Source organism: Bifidobacterium leontopitheci (assembly GCF_009193355.1).
In the GTDB taxonomy this organism is placed as follows: Bacteria; Actinomycetota; Actinomycetes; order Actinomycetales; family Bifidobacteriaceae; genus Bifidobacterium; species Bifidobacterium leontopitheci.
This window is the reverse complement of sequence record NZ_WBVT01000025.1, coordinates 15,816-34,656: the sequence shown is the minus strand read 5'-3', so window position 1 is coordinate 34,656 and position 18,841 is coordinate 15,816. Positions and strand designations below refer to the sequence as shown.

General features: G+C 65.1%; 7 protein-coding genes. 6 read left to right on the top strand and 1 reads right to left on the bottom strand.

The genetic code is table 11. The features are described 5' to 3' along the window. Positions 1-260: 260 nt before the first annotated feature. Complete coding sequence (locus F7D09_RS07875; RefSeq protein WP_152234846.1) at positions 261-4,796, bottom strand: ABC transporter ATP-binding protein/permease; 4,536 nt, start codon at positions 4,794-4,796, stop codon at positions 261-263. 554 nt (positions 4,797-5,350) lie between these two features. On the opposite strand from F7D09_RS07875, the gene F7D09_RS07870 reads away from it, so the two are divergent. The 6 genes from F7D09_RS07870 (at position 5,351) to cas3 (ending at position 18,680) form a co-directional block, all read left to right on the top strand. Further along, a complete protein-coding gene (locus F7D09_RS07870; protein ID WP_226836114.1) occupies positions 5,351-6,547 on the top strand; it encodes an alpha/beta hydrolase in 1,197 nt (398 codons plus the stop codon). A 555-nt stretch (positions 6,548-7,102) separates the two neighbouring features. After that, positions 7,103-10,549, top strand: a complete 3,447-nt coding sequence (locus F7D09_RS07865; RefSeq protein ID WP_152234845.1) for a beta-N-acetylglucosaminidase domain-containing protein — start codon at positions 7,103-7,105, stop codon at positions 10,547-10,549. A gap of 506 nt (positions 10,550-11,055) precedes the next feature. Continuing rightward, positions 11,056-11,733, top strand: coding sequence for a hypothetical protein (locus F7D09_RS07860; protein ID WP_152234856.1), 678 nt, complete (start codon positions 11,056-11,058; stop codon positions 11,731-11,733). A gap of 149 nt (positions 11,734-11,882) precedes the next feature. Then, entirely contained in the window at positions 11,883-12,152 is a 270-nt protein-coding gene (gene rpsO / locus F7D09_RS07855; protein ID WP_152234844.1) for a 30S ribosomal protein S15, read from the top strand. 356 nt (positions 12,153-12,508) lie between these two features. Further along, positions 12,509-15,232, top strand: a complete 2,724-nt coding sequence (locus F7D09_RS07850; protein ID WP_152234843.1) for a polyribonucleotide nucleotidyltransferase — start codon at positions 12,509-12,511, stop codon at positions 15,230-15,232. A gap of 271 nt (positions 15,233-15,503) precedes the next feature. Continuing rightward, positions 15,504-18,680, top strand: a complete 3,177-nt coding sequence (gene cas3, locus F7D09_RS07845; protein ID WP_193312385.1) for a CRISPR-associated helicase Cas3' — start codon at positions 15,504-15,506, stop codon at positions 18,678-18,680. The last annotated feature ends 161 nt before the right edge of the window (positions 18,681-18,841 follow it).

Here is an 18,841-nt window from a genome sequence, read left to right as displayed (position 1 = left end):
GACGCTCCCCCAGTCGCGTCCTGCGGCCGCGACAGCCCCCTCCACCGAGGGGGCCGAGTCCGGGCCAGCCGACATCGCTTCACATGTCACAGACCCGTTCGGTTCGGCCCTCCACCGAGGGGGCCAAGTCCGGGACAGTGTCCACCGAATTGGTAGCTGTGGAGCGCGTTCTCCCGGGGCCTTGGCCCCCGCTGGCGGGGGCTGTCAGCGTAGCTGACTGGGGGTGGTTCCCGCTCCACCGGCAGCGCCCCCAGCTCCTCCTACAGTGCGACCACGCGGTCGGCGATGCGCATCGCCGACTCGCGGTGCGAGACCAGCACTGCCGCAGTGTTGCCATCCTGTGTGAGCGCGAGGATCGACTGCAAAATCACCGCCTCGTTCAGCGCGTCCAGACGGCTCGTCGGCTCATCGAAGAGCACGAGGTCGGCTTCGCGCAGGAACACGCGCGCCAGGCCGATGCGCTGGCGTTCGCCTTCCGACAGCCTGTCGCCCAGCTCGCCGACCGGTGTATCCAAGCCTTGCGGCAGCGAGTCGATGAGGTCCAGTACCGACGCTTTGCGGCACGCTTCGCGCAGCCGCGCGTCGAGGTCGTGTTCCGACGAGTTGCGGCGCTGCTGACGCGAGGACCACCCCCAGTCAGCTTCGCTGACAGCCCCCGCCGGCGGGGGCGTGAGCGTTGCCGAAGTGCGAATCCGGCTGACGGCCTCCGTAGGCGGGGGCGTGAGGGCTTGCTGGTCGGTGGTGACCGTCGCGGTGCCGTCCGTGCCATCCGACTGCGGCAGGGCGATCATCAGATTGTCGCGGATCGTGCCGTCGAACAGCGCGGTCTCCTGACTCATCAGCGTCTGCACGCGACGCCGGTACTGCGCGTCGACGTCCGGCAGCGGCGTATCGGCGATCATCACACGCCCGGACTGCGGGTCCCAATATCGCATGAGCAGCTTGAGCACCGTCGACTTGCCGCGTCCCGACGGACCCTGCACACCGAGGATGCCGGTTCGCGGCACGTCCAGCGAGAGGTCGGCCAGCACCGGAGCGGGCCCGGCGGCGGTCGCGGAATCAACAGACTCAGCATCAGTTGCGGCGGCCGCAGATCCGGCGGATCCGGTGTCGGCAGGGGTTGTAGCGGCATCGTGCATCGTCCCGACGCCGGCGCGAGCAGCGTCATCATTCATCAAGACCGTGCCGGCACCAGACAAGACCGTGCCATCATCAGGCGAGTTGATGCCTACTGCCGAACCGTCCGCCATCGCCTCCGGATATGCGAACGTCACCCTGTCCAGCGTCATGCCCGTGTATTCCGGCGTGGCGGTGCCGTGTTCCACCACCGCGGGAGCCTCGTCCATCAGCGCGAACAGGCGGCGGGCAGCGGCGAACGTGTTCGTCAGGTTCGCCGGCAGTGCACTCAGCGCAAGCGTCGGCCCGAACGAACCGGACACGAGCACGACGGCCGCCACCAACGCGGCGGACGGTCCGGCAACCGCAACGCCGGCAACCGCAACGCCGGCAACCGCAACGCTGGCAACCGCAACGCTGGCAACGCCACCCGACAGCGTAGCCCCGGACACTGCAGCCGCCAAGAAAGCCGCCGCGGCCGTGAACACCAGCACCAGCACGCCGCCCAGCCCAGCGAACCGTCCATTGACGCGGTTCAGCCGCGCGCGCCGCGCCCACAGGCCGCGCGTGCGCGTCACGATATCCGCGACCCGCACCTCGCCGGCGCCGAACCGGATGATCTCGCCGATGCCGCGCATGCCGTCGAGCACCCGGTCGTCCAACGCGGCGGATTCGCGGCGCAACGCCGGTCCGATGCCGCGCACCGAACGGGCGAACAGCAGTGGCAGCGTCACGCCGACCGTCAGATGCGCGGCGATGAGCAGCAGCGCCATCCACGGGTTCAACGTGCACAGCGCGGCCGCGTATGCCACCGTCGTCACGAGCGCGATGACGGTCGGCGAAATCGTGTGCGCGAAGAAGATCTCCAGCATCTCCACGTCGGTGGTGACCAGCGCGATCAGGTCACCCTTGCCTTTGCTGTCAAGCTTGGCGGGCGCGAGCCGTCGCAGCGCGGCGAACGCTCGGTGACGGAACAGCGCGAGCAGACGGAACGCCACGTTATGGTTCATGAACTGCTCCACGTACCGCATGAGTCCGCGGATCAGCGCGCACACCGCCATCGCCGTGACCGACGCGCTCACGCCCATGCCCCACACCGGCGTGCCGACGAGCGCGAGCAGCGCCATCACGCCGAACACCGGCAGGAACGTGGCCGCCAGATGCCCGATTGACCCGGCAACGCATGCGGCGACCATGAACCGCGACAGCGGCGCGGCCACGTGCAGCAGCCGCCAGATCAGCCGGATCGTGCCGCGTGGGCCGTGGTCGCTGGGCGCGGGGGATGCGGACTGTGCGGAATCGGCGTGTGCGGCGTGTGCAGAAGGCGCGCCCTCTGCGACAGCGGCGTGCCCAGCGTCTGCGACATGGACGGTCTGTGCATCATCTTTCGCGGACTGTCCATGCTGTGCGTCGTTCGCGGTGTTGATTCGTGCCTGCACAGTGCTGGCCTGCGTGGTCTGCGCCTGTGCAGTTTGCGTTGCCTGCATGGTCGACGCGGCTTGCGCAGACTCCGCAGACCGTGCGGCGTCGCGCCCGGCCGGACCGTCCGCTTCCGTCGCGCGTCCGACCTGCTCGATCGTCTGCTGGGCGCGGAACAGCCGCGCATACGTACCGTCGGCAGCCATCAGCTCGTTGTGGCTGCCGGTTTCGACGACCGAGCCGCGCTCGAACACGACGATGTTGCCGGCGCCGACCGCGTTCGCCATGCGGTGCGTGATCATGAGCACCGTGTGGTCGGCGGCAAGTTCACGGATCGTCGAGAGAATCCGCTCCTCGCTTTCCGCGTCGACGCTGCTGGTCGCCTCGTCGAACACGTAGACCGCGCTGTCATGCAGCAGTGCCCGCGCGATGGCGATCCGCTGACGCTGCCCGCCCGACAGGTTGGCCGCATCCGGCTCGATCGTCATGTCGAGTCCGCCCGGCTGGTCATGCACGAAATCGTCGATGCGCGCGTCGCGCAACGCCGACCAGAGCTGTTCGTCGTCGGCGTCAGGGCTGGCCATGAGCAGGTTGTCGCGCAAGGTGCCGGCGAACAGGTGCGCGCGTGCGCCGACCAGCGTCACCGTACGCGACAGGCACTCGCCGCTCAGGTCACGCAACTCGACGGCGCGGTTGACGACAACGCGGTCACCGGCAGTGTCGTTGCTGATTGTGCCGGTGACTCTGCCGTCGACAGTGCCGCCGCTGGTGACGTTATCGCCGTCATCATCCGCGCGCGACAACGTAACGGAGCCGGTGTACCCGGTGACCATGCCGGCGAGCACCGCGGCCGCCGTGGACTTGCCCGAACCGCTCACGCCCACGATCGCGGTGAGACTGCCCGGCCGCGCGACGAACGACACATCCGCGAGCGCCGGTGCCGCCGTCTTGACTGCCGTGCCGTCGGATTGAGCGGTCGGCGGACTCGCCGTCGTTGTTTCGGCCGTTGCCGTGCCGGCCGTTGCTGTTTCTGCGGTGGTTATGACGGTCGAAGCCGTGGCTTCCGTGGTCGTCTCGCCGGCTTCGGTCGTTCCATTGGTTGGCGTCCCGGCCGATGCCGCGTCGGTCGGCAACGCGTCGGTCGTCGCCGCTCCGGCCGTCGCGTTGCCCGGCTGTGGTTCGTACGCGTACCCGACATGGTCAAAACGGACCGTCAGCCGTCCGCCGCGGCCGTCGGTGGCGACGTCCAGGTCGACGTCGCCGTACTGCGGTTCCGGCGCGTCGAGCAGCGCGAAGATCCGCTTGGTCGACGTCATGCCGTTCATCGCCACGTGGAAGAACGATCCCAACTGCCGCAGCGGAATGAAGAAGTCGGCGGACAGCAGCACGATGACCAGGCCGCCTGCCAGGTCGAGCGAACCGGCAAGGCACTGCCAGACCGCCATGCCGATGCCGGCCGCGGCGCCACCGTACGCGACCACGTCCATGGCGGTGAGCGAACGCAGCTGGATCTGCAGCACGCGCATGGTCATCACACGGAACTCCTCGGCCTTGGCGTCCATGCTGCGGGCCGCGCGCTCGTCGGCGTCGAACGCCTTCAACGTCTCCAATCCCTGCACGTCGTCAAGGAACGCGGCACCCAAATCCGTGTACTTTCCCCAGTATTTCTTGAACACGCGGGCCGCGCGCATCGCCACCAGGCCCACGATCACCACGATCAGCGGCGCGCACACGAGCAGCACCAGCGCGGCCGGCCAGTTCACCGGCAGCAGCACCACGAACAGGGTGAGCGGCGCGAGCACCGAATAGAACAGCTGCGGCAGGAACAGCTCGAAGAAGCTCTGAATCTGCTCGATGCCCTCGCCGGACGACTGCACCACGTCCGCGGTCTTCACACGGTTGCTGTACGCCGGTCCCAACGCCAGCATCTTGCGGTACAGGCGCTCGCGCAGGGAGAGCTTCACCCGTTCCGCCGCCTCGAAGCCAAGCCGGTTCGCGCCGAGCGTGGTGAGGTAGCGCACCAGCGCGATGACGGCGAGCGCGGCGAGCGACTGCGGCACGGTGAGCCGGGGGATGAGCGGTGTGGATGCGGCTGTGGTGCCCGACATTCCGCTTGCCGTCGCCAACAGCGTGCGCAGCAGACCGACCAGCGTCACCACGAATGCGACGCTGGTCAGCAGGCCGACCCACAGCATCAGCACCTTTCCTGCGGTCAGCCGCCCGATGCCAGGAGCCAGCCGGAACAGTCGTTTGTCGATCATCGAATCTTCCCCCGTCAGGACCGTCATCGGCTTCTCGGCGGCCGCGCGGTCGTGTGCGAATTTCCCTTGGACTCCCCACAGTAACAACCAATGCGGCTGTTGGCTAGGGGATGTGATGAGGTTCATGCTCGGACTCCTTGGTTTCTCCCATTTCTGAGGCCGGGAATGGGAGAATGTCGGGAGTTTGGGGGTCGGGACTCCTTGGTTTCTCCCATTTCGGGACGTGCGGATGGGAGGATGTCGGGAGTCTGTATCGGTGACTCCCGGGTTTCTCCCATCTGAAGGGTCGTGGATGGGAGGATGTCGGGAGTTTGGGGGTCGGGACTCCCGGGTTTCTCCCATTCTGAGCCTCGGAAATGGGACAAACCCCGGAGTCACCGTGACGGCTTCGGCATGTCGCGCCGTCGGAGGCGGCTTGCGCATGCCGATCGGCCGCATTACCGCATGACGGCATGGGAGCGGCATACGATATGGGCGGATGACGATATGGAGGTGCGGAAATGCCTATCGAGTGCCATGGGTCGAATGGCGGACGGCCATCCGCCAAGGGGCCGATGACGGTCTCGCGATTCGCGCATGCCAGGCGAGTGGCGGTGCGGACTACGGGAGTCGCCGCCGGCGCGCTCGGTCTGCTGATCGCGGCCGGCTCCGCGTTCATGTTCCATTTCACGCTCGATGATCGGGCGCCGATTTCGATGATGAAACTGGTCAAGGCCGGCAAGATCAAAGGCGCCGCGCTGGAAGGCGAGCATCGCGACGCCGACGAGGAAGTCCGCGCCGCCCGCTGGTTCGAGCGCGTCAAGGAGCCGACATGGACGGTCAGCGAGGACGGACTGCGCCTCCACGCCTGGATGTTGCCACCGTCGCAGTCGCCGGTGGCAACATCGTCGCTCTGCTCGCCCCTGCAGCGTGACGCATCTTTGAAAACCGTTGAAAATCAAGGGATTCCAGCAGTGCGTCACGCTGCGGTGGCGGGCGGAGCGACGCACGCGGGTACGCGGGACGCCGCCGCGCACGCGGGCGCGCAAGGCGTTACAGTCGACGAACGATTCCCCTATGCGCCCACCCACCGGTACGTGATCCTCCAGCACGGCTACACCGGCCGGCCGCGCGAGATGGCGAAATACGCGAGGCGATTCGCCGACATGGGCTTTACCGCAATCGCGCCCGCCGCGCGCGGCCATGAGCTGAGCGAAGGACGATACGTCGGCATGGGATGGCTTGACCGGCGTGACCTCATGCAATGGGTGCGTTTCGTCGTACGGCACGACCCGCAGGCGCGCATCATGCTGTACGGGGTTTCGATGGGCGCGGCGGCAGTGATGATGACGGTCGGCGAAACCGACCTGCCCGATAATGTGGTCGCCGCGATCGAGGACTGCGGCTACAGCTCGGTGTGGGACCAGTTCATGGAGAATGCGGTCTCGATGTACCATCTGCCCGCCCGATGCTTGGCCGTTCCCGTGCTGGCCTGCATGAGCCTGTGCTGCCGGCTTCGTGCCGGATACGGGTTCCGGCAGGCGTCGAGCGTGCGGCAGCTGCGGCGTTCGCATGTGCCGATGCTGTTCATTCATGGATCGGCGGACACGTTCGTCGCGCCGACATTCCTCGACCGCAACTTCGCCGCCTGTGCGAGCCCGGACAAGACCCGGCTCGTCATTGACGGCGCCGGCCATGCGATGAGCGCCAGCGCCGATCCGGACCGGTATTGGGCCGCGGTCGGCGCGTTCATCCGTCGCGTGTGCCCCTGACACCGTTCGCGGGCCGGCTGCGGGCGACCGAACTCCCGGATTTCTCCCATTTCGGGACGTGCGGATGGGAGGATGTCGGGAGTCTGTATCGGTGACTCCCGGGTTTCTCCCATTTGAAGGGTCGTGGATGGGAGAAAGACGGGAGTCGCCCCGCCCGACATGCCCGGCCGAGCCTGACGGCCCATTATCAGAAATTATCTGATTTTACCTAAAAAATTCCGGCATATGACATCGATTCAAGAGCGGATTTCCGGCGTCAACTCGGCATAGTTACCGCTCACAGGCCCCTATCGATTCCGCAGAGCGCGCTTGTGGTCGTCTCCACCGCGGATTGCATGGGAAATCACCGAAAACTATAGTGGTCATCGGCCGGGATGGAGAACCCGGCATATGACGGCATCGTTGATAGACGCTCACAACCATGCGTGCCTCATCCCAGCGCAGGGGGCGAGAATTTCGTAAACCGTGCGCAAGGACGCAACACACGCAGCAGGCCGTGCCCGCCGACAAGCCGGCCGTCACAGGAATACACAGAGAAAGTAAGGAAATCCATCAATGCGGATTACCACCATGAAGCACGGTGTCGCATACCGTGCAGTGACCGCCGTCGCAGCGCTTGCGATGACGGCGACGTTCGCGGCGCCGGCGATGGCCGCCGACGACGCCTCGCAGTCCGGCAGCCAGGCCGCCCAGCAGTACAAGATCTACCCGCAGCCGCAGGACGCACAGTACGGCAAGGGAAGCCTCATCCTGCGCGACACGGCGAACACCGTCGTCGAATCCGGCATCGACTCCGCGACCAAGAGCCGCCTCGACGAGACCCTCAAGCTCAAGAAGATCACCGCCAAGCCCGGCGAGACCATCCCCGAGACCGCGTACCAGCTCAACGTGCTGGTCGGCATCAACGGTTCCAACGGCGTGGTCGACGCCTACGCGAAGAAGCTCATCGCCGACGGCACCCTCAAGATCGCCGACGGCACGTTCGACAAGAACGACGCCTACGTGCTCGCCGTCCTGCCGGGCGACGCGAAGACCCCGGACACGATCCTCGTGCTCGGCCGTGACACCGACTCCGCGTTCTACGGGCTGACCACCCTCTACCAGATCTTCCAGCAGCTGCCCGGCCGCGCCGTCGACCATCTGACCGTGAGCGACTGGTCCGACACCAAGTCCCGCGGCTTCATCGAAGGCTACTACGGCAGCCCGTGGAGCACCGCCGACCGCGTCAACCTCATGACCTGGGGCGGCTACTACAAGATGAACACCTACGTGTACGCCCCGAAGGACGACCCGCTGCACCGCAACAACTGGCGCGGCCTGTACACGCAGGAGCAGATTGACAACGAGATCAAGCCGCAGGCCGAAGCCGGCAACAAGTCCAAGGTCCGCTTCGTCTACGCGCTCGCCCCGTTCCACAACGAGGGCGAGGCCGCCGGCAAGTACTTCCGCTTCGACACCGAGGAGCACTACCAGGAGGACCTCAAGGTCCTCAAGGCCAAGTACCTGCAGACCATCGACGCCGGCGTGCGCCAGATCGCGGTGCTCGCCGACGACTCCACCAACTGGGGCGACAAGTACGGCAACGAGAACACGTACCTCAAGCTGCTCAAGGACCTGACCAGCTGGCTGCACGAGCTGCAGCAGGAGAAGAACGCCGACGGCACCCTCAAGTACGAGGGCCTCAAGGACACCATCCTCTACTGCCCGGCACTGTACACGTACACCGGCGCCGGCGAGGCCTGGTACAAGGAGTTCCCGTCCAACGTGCAGATCGTGATGACCGGTCAGCGCACGTTCGGCGCCGCGACCCCCGAGTTCGCCGCCAAGTTCAAGTCCAACACCGACCGCTCCCCGTTCATGTGGGTGAACTGGCCGTGCTCCGACATGAACCGCAACACCGCCTACCAGTACCTGGTCATGGGCGGCCAGAACAACTTCCTCAAGCCCGGCGCCGGCTACAACACGTATGACGGCATCATGCTCAACCCGATGCAGCAGTCCGAGCCCAGCAAGGTCGGCATCTTCATGGCGTCCGACTACAGCTGGAACGCCTGGGAGTCCGAGAAGGACGGCCAGGAGGCCTGGGAGGATTCGTTCAGCTACGTCGACCACAACTCGCCGATCGCGACGAGCGGCTCGCGTGCGCTGCGCGACCTCGCGATGAACATGCGCATCCTCAACGACGGCGGCATCGACGGCCGCCACAGCGACCCCGACTACGACGCCACCAACAAGTGGTGGATCAACCAGGAGTCCGTCGACTACACCGGCAAGCTCGACGTCAAAGGCATCCTCACCGCGCTCAAGGCAAAGCTCGACGACGGCTCCGCCACCGCGGCCGACCTCGATCAGGCGACCAAGATCTACACGACGCTGCAGACCGCCGCCAAGCGCTACCGCGCCGGCTACGGCGACAAGAACCTGTTCGCACAGGTCGAGCCGTGGATCAGCTTCTGGGATGACGCCACCGAAGCGGCGCTCGACTACATCGCCGCCGCCAAGTCCGCGCTCGCCGGCGACACCGACGCCGCGAAGACCGCGTACGAGGCCGGCAAGGCCGCGTTCACCAAGTCCGACACGCACACCATCGCCGACTACTACCAGCGCAACAAGCCGGCTCGCGGCGGCCTCGTGATCGTGCGACCGACCATCATCTCGCTCGGCTCGTTCGTCAAGGCGAAGCTTGACGGCACCACGCCGACCCCGAAGCCGGACGACGCCACCCTCACCATGGAGAACGTCGGCGCGGCCGCCTGGAGCGAGAACGTCGACCCGAAGGCCGTCTACGACAACGACGACAGCACGTTCTTCTGGCTGCAGTCCACCGGCGGCGACCACATCAACGCCAACGCCACCGTGACTGTCACCTACAAGACCGAACGCAAGGCCAAGGAGTTCCGCTTCATCCAGGCCGAGAAGGGCGGCGACGCCATCGTCAACGGCCGTCTCGACTACCAGGACGGCGACGGCAACTGGGTCAAGCTCGGCGACATCACCGCCGACGACCAGAAGAAGATCGTCACCCTCGACAAGGCCGTGACCGTCAAGGCCGTGCGCGTCACCAACCTCACCGAGGTCTCCAAGTGGTGGAAGATCTACGACCTCTCCGCCACCGCGATCGAGGACGCCGGCACCCTTGACAAGACCGCCCTGAACGAGGCCATCGCGGCCGCCAAGAAGGTCGACACCACCACGTGGACCGACGCCTCCAAGACCGCGCTCGCCGACGCGCTCAAGACCGCCGAGGCCCTCGCCAAGACGGACGCCGAAGCCACCCAGGCCCAGATCGACGCCGCCGTCAAGGCCCTCAACGCCGCCGTCAAGGGCGTTGAACGCTACACCGGCAAGACGCTCGACCAGCTCAAGGGCGAGCACGTCGCCAACACCGACGCGCTCTACACCGCCGCCAGCTACGACGCCTACCAGACCGCGTACGACGACTTCGCCGCCGCGCTCGCCGACGCCGGCAACCTCGCCAAGGCCGACGGCGAGGCCCTCGAAGCGGCGTACGCCGCCGCCAAGTCCGGCCTCACCTACGACCAGACCGAACGCGACTACGCGCAGCTCGCGCTCAACGACGCCGCCCGGTACGACGGCGCCCAGTACACGGACAAGTCGTGGGAAGCGTTCCAGAAGGCGCTCACGGCGCTCGCCGACCAGCTCAAGGCCGACCCGAACGGCACGGTCAACCCGGCCGAGTACGCCAAGCTGCGCACCGCGCTCGCCGACGCCATCGCCGGCCTGACCAAGAAGGACGACAACAACAAGCCGGGCGAGAACCCGAACAAGCCGGAGCCGAACAAGCCCGGCCAGGGAGGCGGCGGCAACAACGGCAAGCCGACCACCAAGCCGACCAAGCCTGCGGCCAAGCCGAACCAGTCCGGCAGCCAGCAGGGCGGCAAGCTGTCCGCCACCGGCGCCAGCGTGACCGGCATCGCGTTCGCCGTCGTGGCGCTCGCCGCCGCCGGCATCGCGGCCACCGCGCTGCGCAAGCGCGCCTGACCTGGGTCGCTCCGTCACAGCGGATTTTCCGCTCGCTCCACCTCTGTCACAGCGGGTACCTACCCGCTGTGACAGAGGTGGGGGAAACCGTGGACGCAGGCCGGTTTCCGGGTGCATGTCACAGCGGGTAGGTACCCGCTGTGACGGTAGCGGGGGCTGAGTCGGCTGGCAGCGGCCGGGGAGGTTGAGACAGCTGAGACGGCTGAAACCCGGCGGTAAGCCGCTGAAGCTCGCTGAAACCGGGCGGTAATCCTACAGGTGGCAACCATTTCACGGGCCGAAACGCCCGCAACCGACGATTGATGATGCCAATCGCCCGCTTTTCCGCGTGAAAACGGGCAAACGGCACCATCAACTCCCGGTTGCGGGCATTTCGGCCCGTTTTTCGTGCGCGAAGGTCCTGAGGTACAGTGATGGCAGAGCAGGAATCGCGGCGTCGGACCACGCTGCCGCAGCGGCGGCGGACTGTGCGGCGCACGCGCGGAGGACAACGGCAAGAGGTGCACATGGCGGACGAGACCAGCAACAACGAGGCGGTCGAACTGGTGGACGGGCATGTCGAGACAGTCGACGTGTCCCATCATCCCGACCCTTCCATCCCCGACACCGACCTGTCGCTGGCCGACATCGAACGCCGGCGCTCGCACCCCGCGCAGTGGATCGTGTATCTGGTCGCGCTGCTGTTCGCCGTCGTGGTGCCGTACTGGTTCGGCCGCACGCTCGCCGTCGACCACACGCAGTGGGTCGTCGCCCACATGGACATGTTCACGCCGCGCGGCGTCGCGTTCATGACATGGATCGTGACCGTCGCCACGTTCACCGGACTCGGTCTGGCCGTGGTCGAGTCGCGCAGCTGGCTGTGGCGCATCGTGTTCTGCGTGGGACTCGCCGCCGAGCAGTTCATCGGCGGCGTCAGTCTGCTGAAATGGGACTTCTGGTATTCGACGTACGTGGTGTACGGCGACGCCGCGCGCATGGCGAACGCGGCCAACCTGGGCATCATCGCGGCCGGTTTCGGCATCGCCGTGTACGCGGTGCTGTGGGTCGGCCTGCTGGTGACGATCCGCAAGGAGTCGCCGCTCAACGTGCTCACGCGCAGCTGGGCGTCGTTCATCCTGTTTTTCGTGATCGAGACGGCCGCGCTGCTCATCGTCATGTTCGGCGGCCTGCTGACCACCGTGTGAGCGGACAGTCGGCGCGGCGGCCGGACCGTCGCGACCGCATTCTCGTCCGCGCCCGCTCGTATACTGTCATGTTGGCGTGTTTCGCCCGCGGATAGAGAGCGCACCGGCACAGTGCCGGGTGCACCGCGCAGCAACATAAGGAGGATGCCGTGGCACTTACGGCTGAGGAAAAGCAGGAAATCATCACCAAGTATGCGACGCACGAAGGCGACACGGGTTCCCCCGAGGTCCAGGTCGCTCTGCTGAGCAAGCGCATCGCCGACCTGACCGAGCACCTCAAGGAGCACAAGCACGACCACCACTCCCGTCGTGGCCTGCTGCTGATGGTCGGTGACCGTCGTCGTCTGCTTGACTACCTCAAGCGCGTCGACATCAACCGTTATCGTGCCCTGATCGAGCGTCTCGGCATTCGTCGATAACACTTTTTCGCCCGGGCTTCACGCTCGGGCGTTTTGCATATCGCGTACGGGTCCGCCCGTGCGCGATACGCATGTCACGAATGATGGTGTTGCAGGTTCACGGGGGAGACGGCCCGGCCGGACGATTGACGGCACGGGCGAAATGAAGAATCCGTATACGGGAATACAATCGGCAATGATGGATCTGACAATCCGGCTGACGATGATCTGATGATGACGAACTGATGATGACGGACTGACGGCAGACAGCGGCAAACCAGCGGATTGCGGAAGATTTTCAGAAACACAATCTGTCAGGAACGACCTGTCAGAACACAACCTGATAACAGAACAAGAAGAAACAAAGGAGGAACCCTATGGAGGGTCCCGAAATCAAGGCCGCAGAGGCCATAATCGACAATGGTTCATTCGGCAAGCGCACGCTGCGCTTCGAGACGGGACGTCTCGCCCAGCAGGCCGACGGTGCAGTGGCCGCCTACCTGGACGACGATTCGATGATCCTGTCCACCACCACCGCCGGCTCCAGCCCGAAGGAGAACTACGACTTCTTTCCGCTGACCGTCGACGTGGAGGAGAAGATGTACGCCGCGGGCCGCATCCCCGGCTCCTTCTTCCGCCGCGAAGGCCGCCCGTCCAACGACGCGATCCTCGCCTGCCGCATCATCGACCGTCCGTTGCGCCCGCTGTTCCCGCACACGCTGCGCAACGAGGTCCAGATCGTCGAGACCGTGCTCGCCATCAACCCGGACGACGCCTATGACGTCATCGCGCTGAACGCCGCGTCCGCCTCCACGATGATCTCCGGCCTGCCGTTCTCCGGCCCGGTCTCCGGCGTGCGCCTGGCGCTCATCGACGGCCAGTGGGTCGCGTTCCCGAAGTGGAGCGAGCGCGAGCGCGCTGTGTTCGAGATCGTCGTCGCCGGCCGCGTCGTCGAGAACGGCGACGTCGCCATCGCCATGATCGAGGCGGGCGCCGGCAAGAACGCCTGGCACCTCATCTACGACGAGGGCCAGACCAAGCCGGACGAGGCCGTCGTGGCCGAAGGCCTCGAAGCCGCCAAGCCGTTCATCAAGGTCATCTGCGAGGCGCAGAACGAGCTCAAGGAGAAGGCCGCCAAGGCTACCCGCGAGTTCCCGCTGTTCCCCGAGTACACCGAGGACCTGTACAACCGCATCGACGAGATCGCGCACAAGGATCTCGACGAGGCGCTCTCCATCGCCGAGAAGCTGCCGCGTCAGGACCGCATCCACGAGATCAAGGAGCACGTGCGCGAGATCCTCGCCAACGAGTTCACCGACATGGACGACCTCGAGAAGGACAAGGAGCTGTCCAACGCGTTCAAGGAGCTGCAGCGCCAGATCGTGCGCCGCCGCATCCTCACGCAGGACTACCGCATCGACGGCCGCGGCCTCAAGGACATCCGCACCCTGTCCGCCGAAGTCGACATCGTGCCCCGCGTGCACGGCTCCGCCCTCTTCCAGCGCGGCGAAACCCAGATCCTGGGCGTCACCACGCTGAACATGCTCAAGATGGAGCAGCAGGTCGACGCGCTTTCCGGCCCGCAGACCAAGCGCTACATGCACAACTACGAGATGCCGCCGTACTCCACCGGCGAGACCGGCCGCGTCGGCTCCCCGAAGCGCCGCGAGATCGGCCACGGCGCCCTCGCCGAGAAGGCCATCGTGCCCGTGCTGCCCAGCCGTGAGGAGTTCCCGTACGCGATTCGTCAGGTCTCCGAGGCCATCGGCTCCAACGGCTCCACCTCCATGGGCTCCGTGTGCGCCTCCACCCTGTCGCTGCTTGCCGCCGGCGTGCCGCTGAAGGCCCCGGTCGCGGGCATCGCCATGGGCCTCGTGTCCGGCGATGTGGACGGCCAGCACGTCTACAAGACGCTGACCGACATCCTGGGCGCCGAGGACGCGTTCGGCGACATGGACTTCAAGGTCGCCGGCACCGCCGAGTTCATCACCGCCCTGCAGCTCGACACCAAGCTCGACGGCATTCCGGCCGACATCCTGGCCGCCGCCCTGCAGCAGGCCCACGAGGCCCGCGCCACGATCCTCGAGCTCATCAACGAGTGCATCGACGGCCCGGCCGAGATGAGTGAGTACGCGCCGCGCATCATCACCACCACCGTTCCGGTCGAGAAGATCGGCGAGATCATCGGCCCCAAGGGCAAGATGATCAACCAGATTCAGGAGGACACCGGCGCCGAGATCGCGATCGAGGACGACGGCACCGTCTACATCTCCTCCGAAGGCGGCGAGGCCGCTGAGAAGGCGAAGCAGATCATCGACCAGATCGCCAACCCGCACGTGCCGCAGGCCGGCGAGACCTACAACGGCAAGGTCGTCAAGACCACGAGCTTCGGCGCGTTCGTGAACCTCACGCCGGGCACCGACGGCCTGCTGCACATCTCGCAGATCCGCAACCTCGCCAACGGCGAGCGCATCGACGCGGTCGAGGACGTGCTCAAGGAAGGCGACACCGTTGAGGTGGTCGTGCAGGGCGTGGACGACCGCGGCAAGATCTCGCTGGCCATCCCCGGCTTCGAGGACCAGGAGAACAACGCCAGTCGTGGCCGTCGCGACGACCGTGGCGACCGTGGTGGCGACCGCGGCGACCGTCGTCCGCTGCGCCGTCGTTCGGACCGTGATGATCGTGATGATCGTGATTATGATGATCGTCCGCGTCGTTCGTCTCGTCGTGATGACCGTGATGACGATTTCGATGATCGTCCGCGTCGTTCGTCTCGTCGTTCGGACCGTGACGACCGTGACGATCGTGATTATGATGATCGTCCGCGTCGTTCGTCTCGTCGTGATGACCGTGACGATGATTTCGATGATCGTCCGCGTCGTTCCTCCCGTCGTTCCGACCGCGACTATGACGACCGCGACGACGACCGTCGTGGCGGCCGCGGCGAGCGTCGCGGCGGCGGCCGTGGCCGTGGCGGCTACGATCGCAACCCGCGTTACGCGACCGACGAGAACTACGACGAGTACCATGCGGACCGCGTGGAGCGCACCGAGCGCCCGCGCCGCCGCGTGCGCCGCGACTTCGACCCGTTCGAGGACTGAGGTCTCTCGCCGGATGCCGTTGATAGCCGCCGTTGCCGGTAGTTGCCAGTAGCACTCGATGCACGATAGGCGCGTGGCAGCGTGTGACTGGCGGCCGACAAGACGCCAAGGGCCCGCAGCCGACTCCCGATTCCCCGGGAGCCAGATGCGGGCCCTTGTTGCTACTATGAGAAGAACCTGCGTCAGCGGGCGTGACACCGAGCGCACAACAATGTGTGCTTGGCGAATGGCGTCTTGCCGAATGAGTTATTGCGGGGAAGGGGAAATCAGTATGGTCGACGTAGACCTTTCCGAACAGGCCAAGTTTCTGTGGGGTAAGACGAATCGTCTTGACGGTGATTGGTGGCTGCCGTTGTACGTGCATATGGCCGATTCGATTGCCATGGCCGAACGCATTTGGGACTACTGGGTGCCGGATGGCACGAAGCGGGTGATCGCGCGTGGTGCGGGCGGCGCGGATGATGCGGCTGCCCCGGATTACGTCCGTGCCGTGTATCTGCTGCTCGCCGGTGCACATGACATCGGCAAGGCCACGCCGATTTTTCAGGCCAAGCCGATTCGTTTCGACCCGTCGGACAGCGGATCGCCGGAATCGCTGGCGTGGCTGCCCGAACATGCCGGGCTGCCGATCAGACGGGATTTCGCCGACCCCAACAAGCCGTCCCACCCGATAGCCGGGCAGGCCATCTTCGAATGGCATATGCGCGAAGCATATGGGTGGGGAAGCGGCGTGACACGGTCGTATGCGAGCGTGATCGGTGGACATCATGGAACGCCATCCGAAGATCAGAAGGTGAAGGATGCCAGACTTGGCGAACCGATCCGCATGGGATGGGATGAGAAGGCGCGGGATTCGTGGCGACCCGTCCAAAGCGAGCTTCTGGAATTCGTCATCCGGCGGGCCGGATTGTCCAAGACGGACTTGGAAATGCTTGGTGCTGGCCGGCTAAGCGCCGAAAGTGAGTCGTTGCTGACGGGGTTGGTCGTCATGGCCGACTGGATGGCCAGCAACAGTGACGAGGGGCTGTTCCCACTGGTTCCCGTTCCGGGAACGTTGGCCGCGCTCTCCTGTGCTGACGGCGGCGCTGGCTGCGATTACGACGATGTGCGCTCCTGGGAAGGGCTGAACGTCCGAGCCGAACGCGCATGGCGTAGTCTGCATCTATGTACACCTTGGCGTCCCGTCTCCGACGCTCTTGGCGTGGATCCCGATCGGCCCGATGATGTGGAACGGTGGTTCCGTTCCCGGTTCAAACTCCCCGAAGGCGCCCGGCCACGCCCGGTGCAACGTGAGGCCGCGAAGCTGGCGGGGACGGTGGAGCAGCCTGGTCTGATGATCATCGAAGCTCCGATGGGCGAAGGCAAAACCGAGGCCGCGCTCGCCGCTGCGGAATTGCTGGCCCAACGTACCGGCCGCGGAGGTGTCTGTGTGGCGCTGCCCACGATGGCGACCACCGATGCCATGTTCGGCCGTGTACGTGCATGGCTCGACGCGTTGCCTGCGCCTGAAGGCGAGGATGACAAAACGGTTTGGCTTGCCCATGGCAAGGCCCAGCTGAACGAGGAATTCCGCGGCATCATTGCGGCATCTCGTCGTGCGATGTCATCGATTGATGCGGATGCGGATCCCGTGGGAAGTGGAACGCGAAGGAGGACCAGCAAGCCCGAAACCACGGTGTCCGAATGGATGTGGGGCCGGAAGAAAGGCGTCTTGGCCAACTTTCTGGTTTGCACCGTGGACCAGGTGCTTATGGGGGCCTTGCAGATGAAGCATGTCGTGCTCCGGCAACTGGCGCTCGCCAACAAGGTCGTCGTCATCGATGAGTGCCATGCGTACGACGCCTATATGCAGGAGTATTTGAAGCGCATCCTTGAATGGCTGGGCGGGTTCCGCACGCCGGTGGTGTTGCTGTCCGCCACATTGCCGGAACGGCAAAGGCGGGAGATGGCGGAAGCGTATCTGCGCGGGTGGTCCGTCGGGGAACGGCAACATCGGCCCGCTGTGTTGGAAGAATCGAAGGCTGACGTGAACGGATTGCCGATTCATCCCCGTCGGCGCAGGAGACGCGGAACTGCTGCTGCTTCACCTGCATCAGTGAGCCGGGAACATGGTGAAGAGACATCGGCGTATCCGATGATCACCTATTCCTCCGGCTCGAAACTGCATTCGGAATCCGTTGCCCCGTCTGGCCGGTCTCTGCAAGTGGCGTGCCGTTTGCTTTCGGATGACGACGAGTCGTTGATCGGCTTGCTTGATGCCCTTCTTGACGGCGGCGGTTGCATTGGCGTCATATGCGATACGGTCGGACGCGCACAGCATGCGGCGAACTTGCTGTCCGAGCGCTATGGTTCCGACGCGGTTCGGCTGACGCATTCCCGATTCGTGGACATGGATCGCATGGACAATGAGCGCGAATTGCGTGACCTTCTTGGTCCCCACAGCACTCGTGCGAATGGTCGGCGTCCGGAACGCCTGATTGTTGTAGGCACGCAGGTGCTGGAACAGTCGCTGGATATTGATTTCGATGCACTGGTTACGGACATTGCGCCGGTGGATTTGCTCATGCAGCGTCTTGGTCGCGTACATCGTCATGTCCGTGGTGATGAGCAATGTGACCGGCCGCCTCGACTGCGGGAGGCGTCCTGCTATATCCGGGGTATTGAGGCTTGGGATGATGGGGCCGAACCTCGATACGACGGCGGTGTCAAGACGGTATATGAGGAGGCGTCACTGATGGAGACGCTGGGCGTCATGGGCCTGACATCACCATCCTCGACGATGATCGCGCATCTGCCGGAGGATATCGCGGTGTTTGTGAGACGGGCCTATGGCGATCGGGCTATTGACGCGATTCCCCAATCATGGCGGGAATCATATACGGCGGCGGTCGATCACCGCTCCGACGAATGGGAGAAGAAGCGTTTGCGCGCGCAGTCCTACCGGATCAAATCGTTGCGCGGCATGGATGACAATCAGGACACCCTGACCGATTGGTTCAAGAACAGCCCACTTGACGACGCCGATGACGATAAGGGGCAGCGTGCTGTCCGTGATACGCAGGAGACGGTCGAAGTCATGCTGTTGAGACGATGCGGAGAGACCATCCGGCTGCTGCCGTGGATCGGTGATCCCGTGCACGGCATTGAGCCGGGTGCCGAAGTGCCTACGGGTTCGGCGCCGGATGACCGCTTGGCGCTGCTCATATCGCAATGCTCCGTACGGCTGCCGGCGAAGATGAGCAGCTATGAAAAGATGGATGCGCTGATCCATGACCTGGAACAGGGTTGCGGTGACGAAACTCTGCTGTGGTCGGATTCGCCTTGGCTGTCTGGTCGGCTGGCTTTGTTTTTGGAAGAAAGCGGGGACGGCTCGCTGCATGCTTGCGTCAACGGGTTCGATGTGCGTTATAGCAGGGTCGGAGGGTTGAACGTGGCGAAGGCCGAATAGTACCGGATGGCGAGTCTCGGCTTTCACTCATGATGGGAGTGTCCCTTTGCTGAGGGATGACCCTGTGGATAAGGCAAGGTGTGAAGTGTTCCCCGCGTATGCGGGGATTGTGCTCGGTTTGCATTTTTCTCACCTTGCCTTTTCCACATTGACAGATTCGC

What these genes read in the sequence shown, in the direction of transcription:
- F7D09_RS07875 (WP_152234846.1), bottom strand. Translation starts at nt 4,796, where the DNA reads ATGATCGACAAACGACTGTTCCGGCTGGCTCCTGGCATCGGGCGGCTG.
- cas3 (WP_193312385.1), top strand. Translation starts at nt 15,504, where the DNA reads ATGGTCGACGTAGACCTTTCCGAACAGGCCAAGTTTCTGTGGGGTAAG.
- F7D09_RS07865 (WP_152234845.1), top strand. Translation starts at nt 7,103, where the DNA reads ATGCGGATTACCACCATGAAGCACGGTGTCGCATACCGTGCAGTGACC.
- F7D09_RS07850 (WP_152234843.1), top strand. Translation starts at nt 12,509, where the DNA reads ATGGAGGGTCCCGAAATCAAGGCCGCAGAGGCCATAATCGACAATGGT.
- F7D09_RS07870 (WP_226836114.1), top strand. Translation starts at nt 5,351, where the DNA reads ATGACGGTCTCGCGATTCGCGCATGCCAGGCGAGTGGCGGTGCGGACT.
- F7D09_RS07860 (WP_152234856.1), top strand. Translation starts at nt 11,056, where the DNA reads ATGGCGGACGAGACCAGCAACAACGAGGCGGTCGAACTGGTGGACGGG.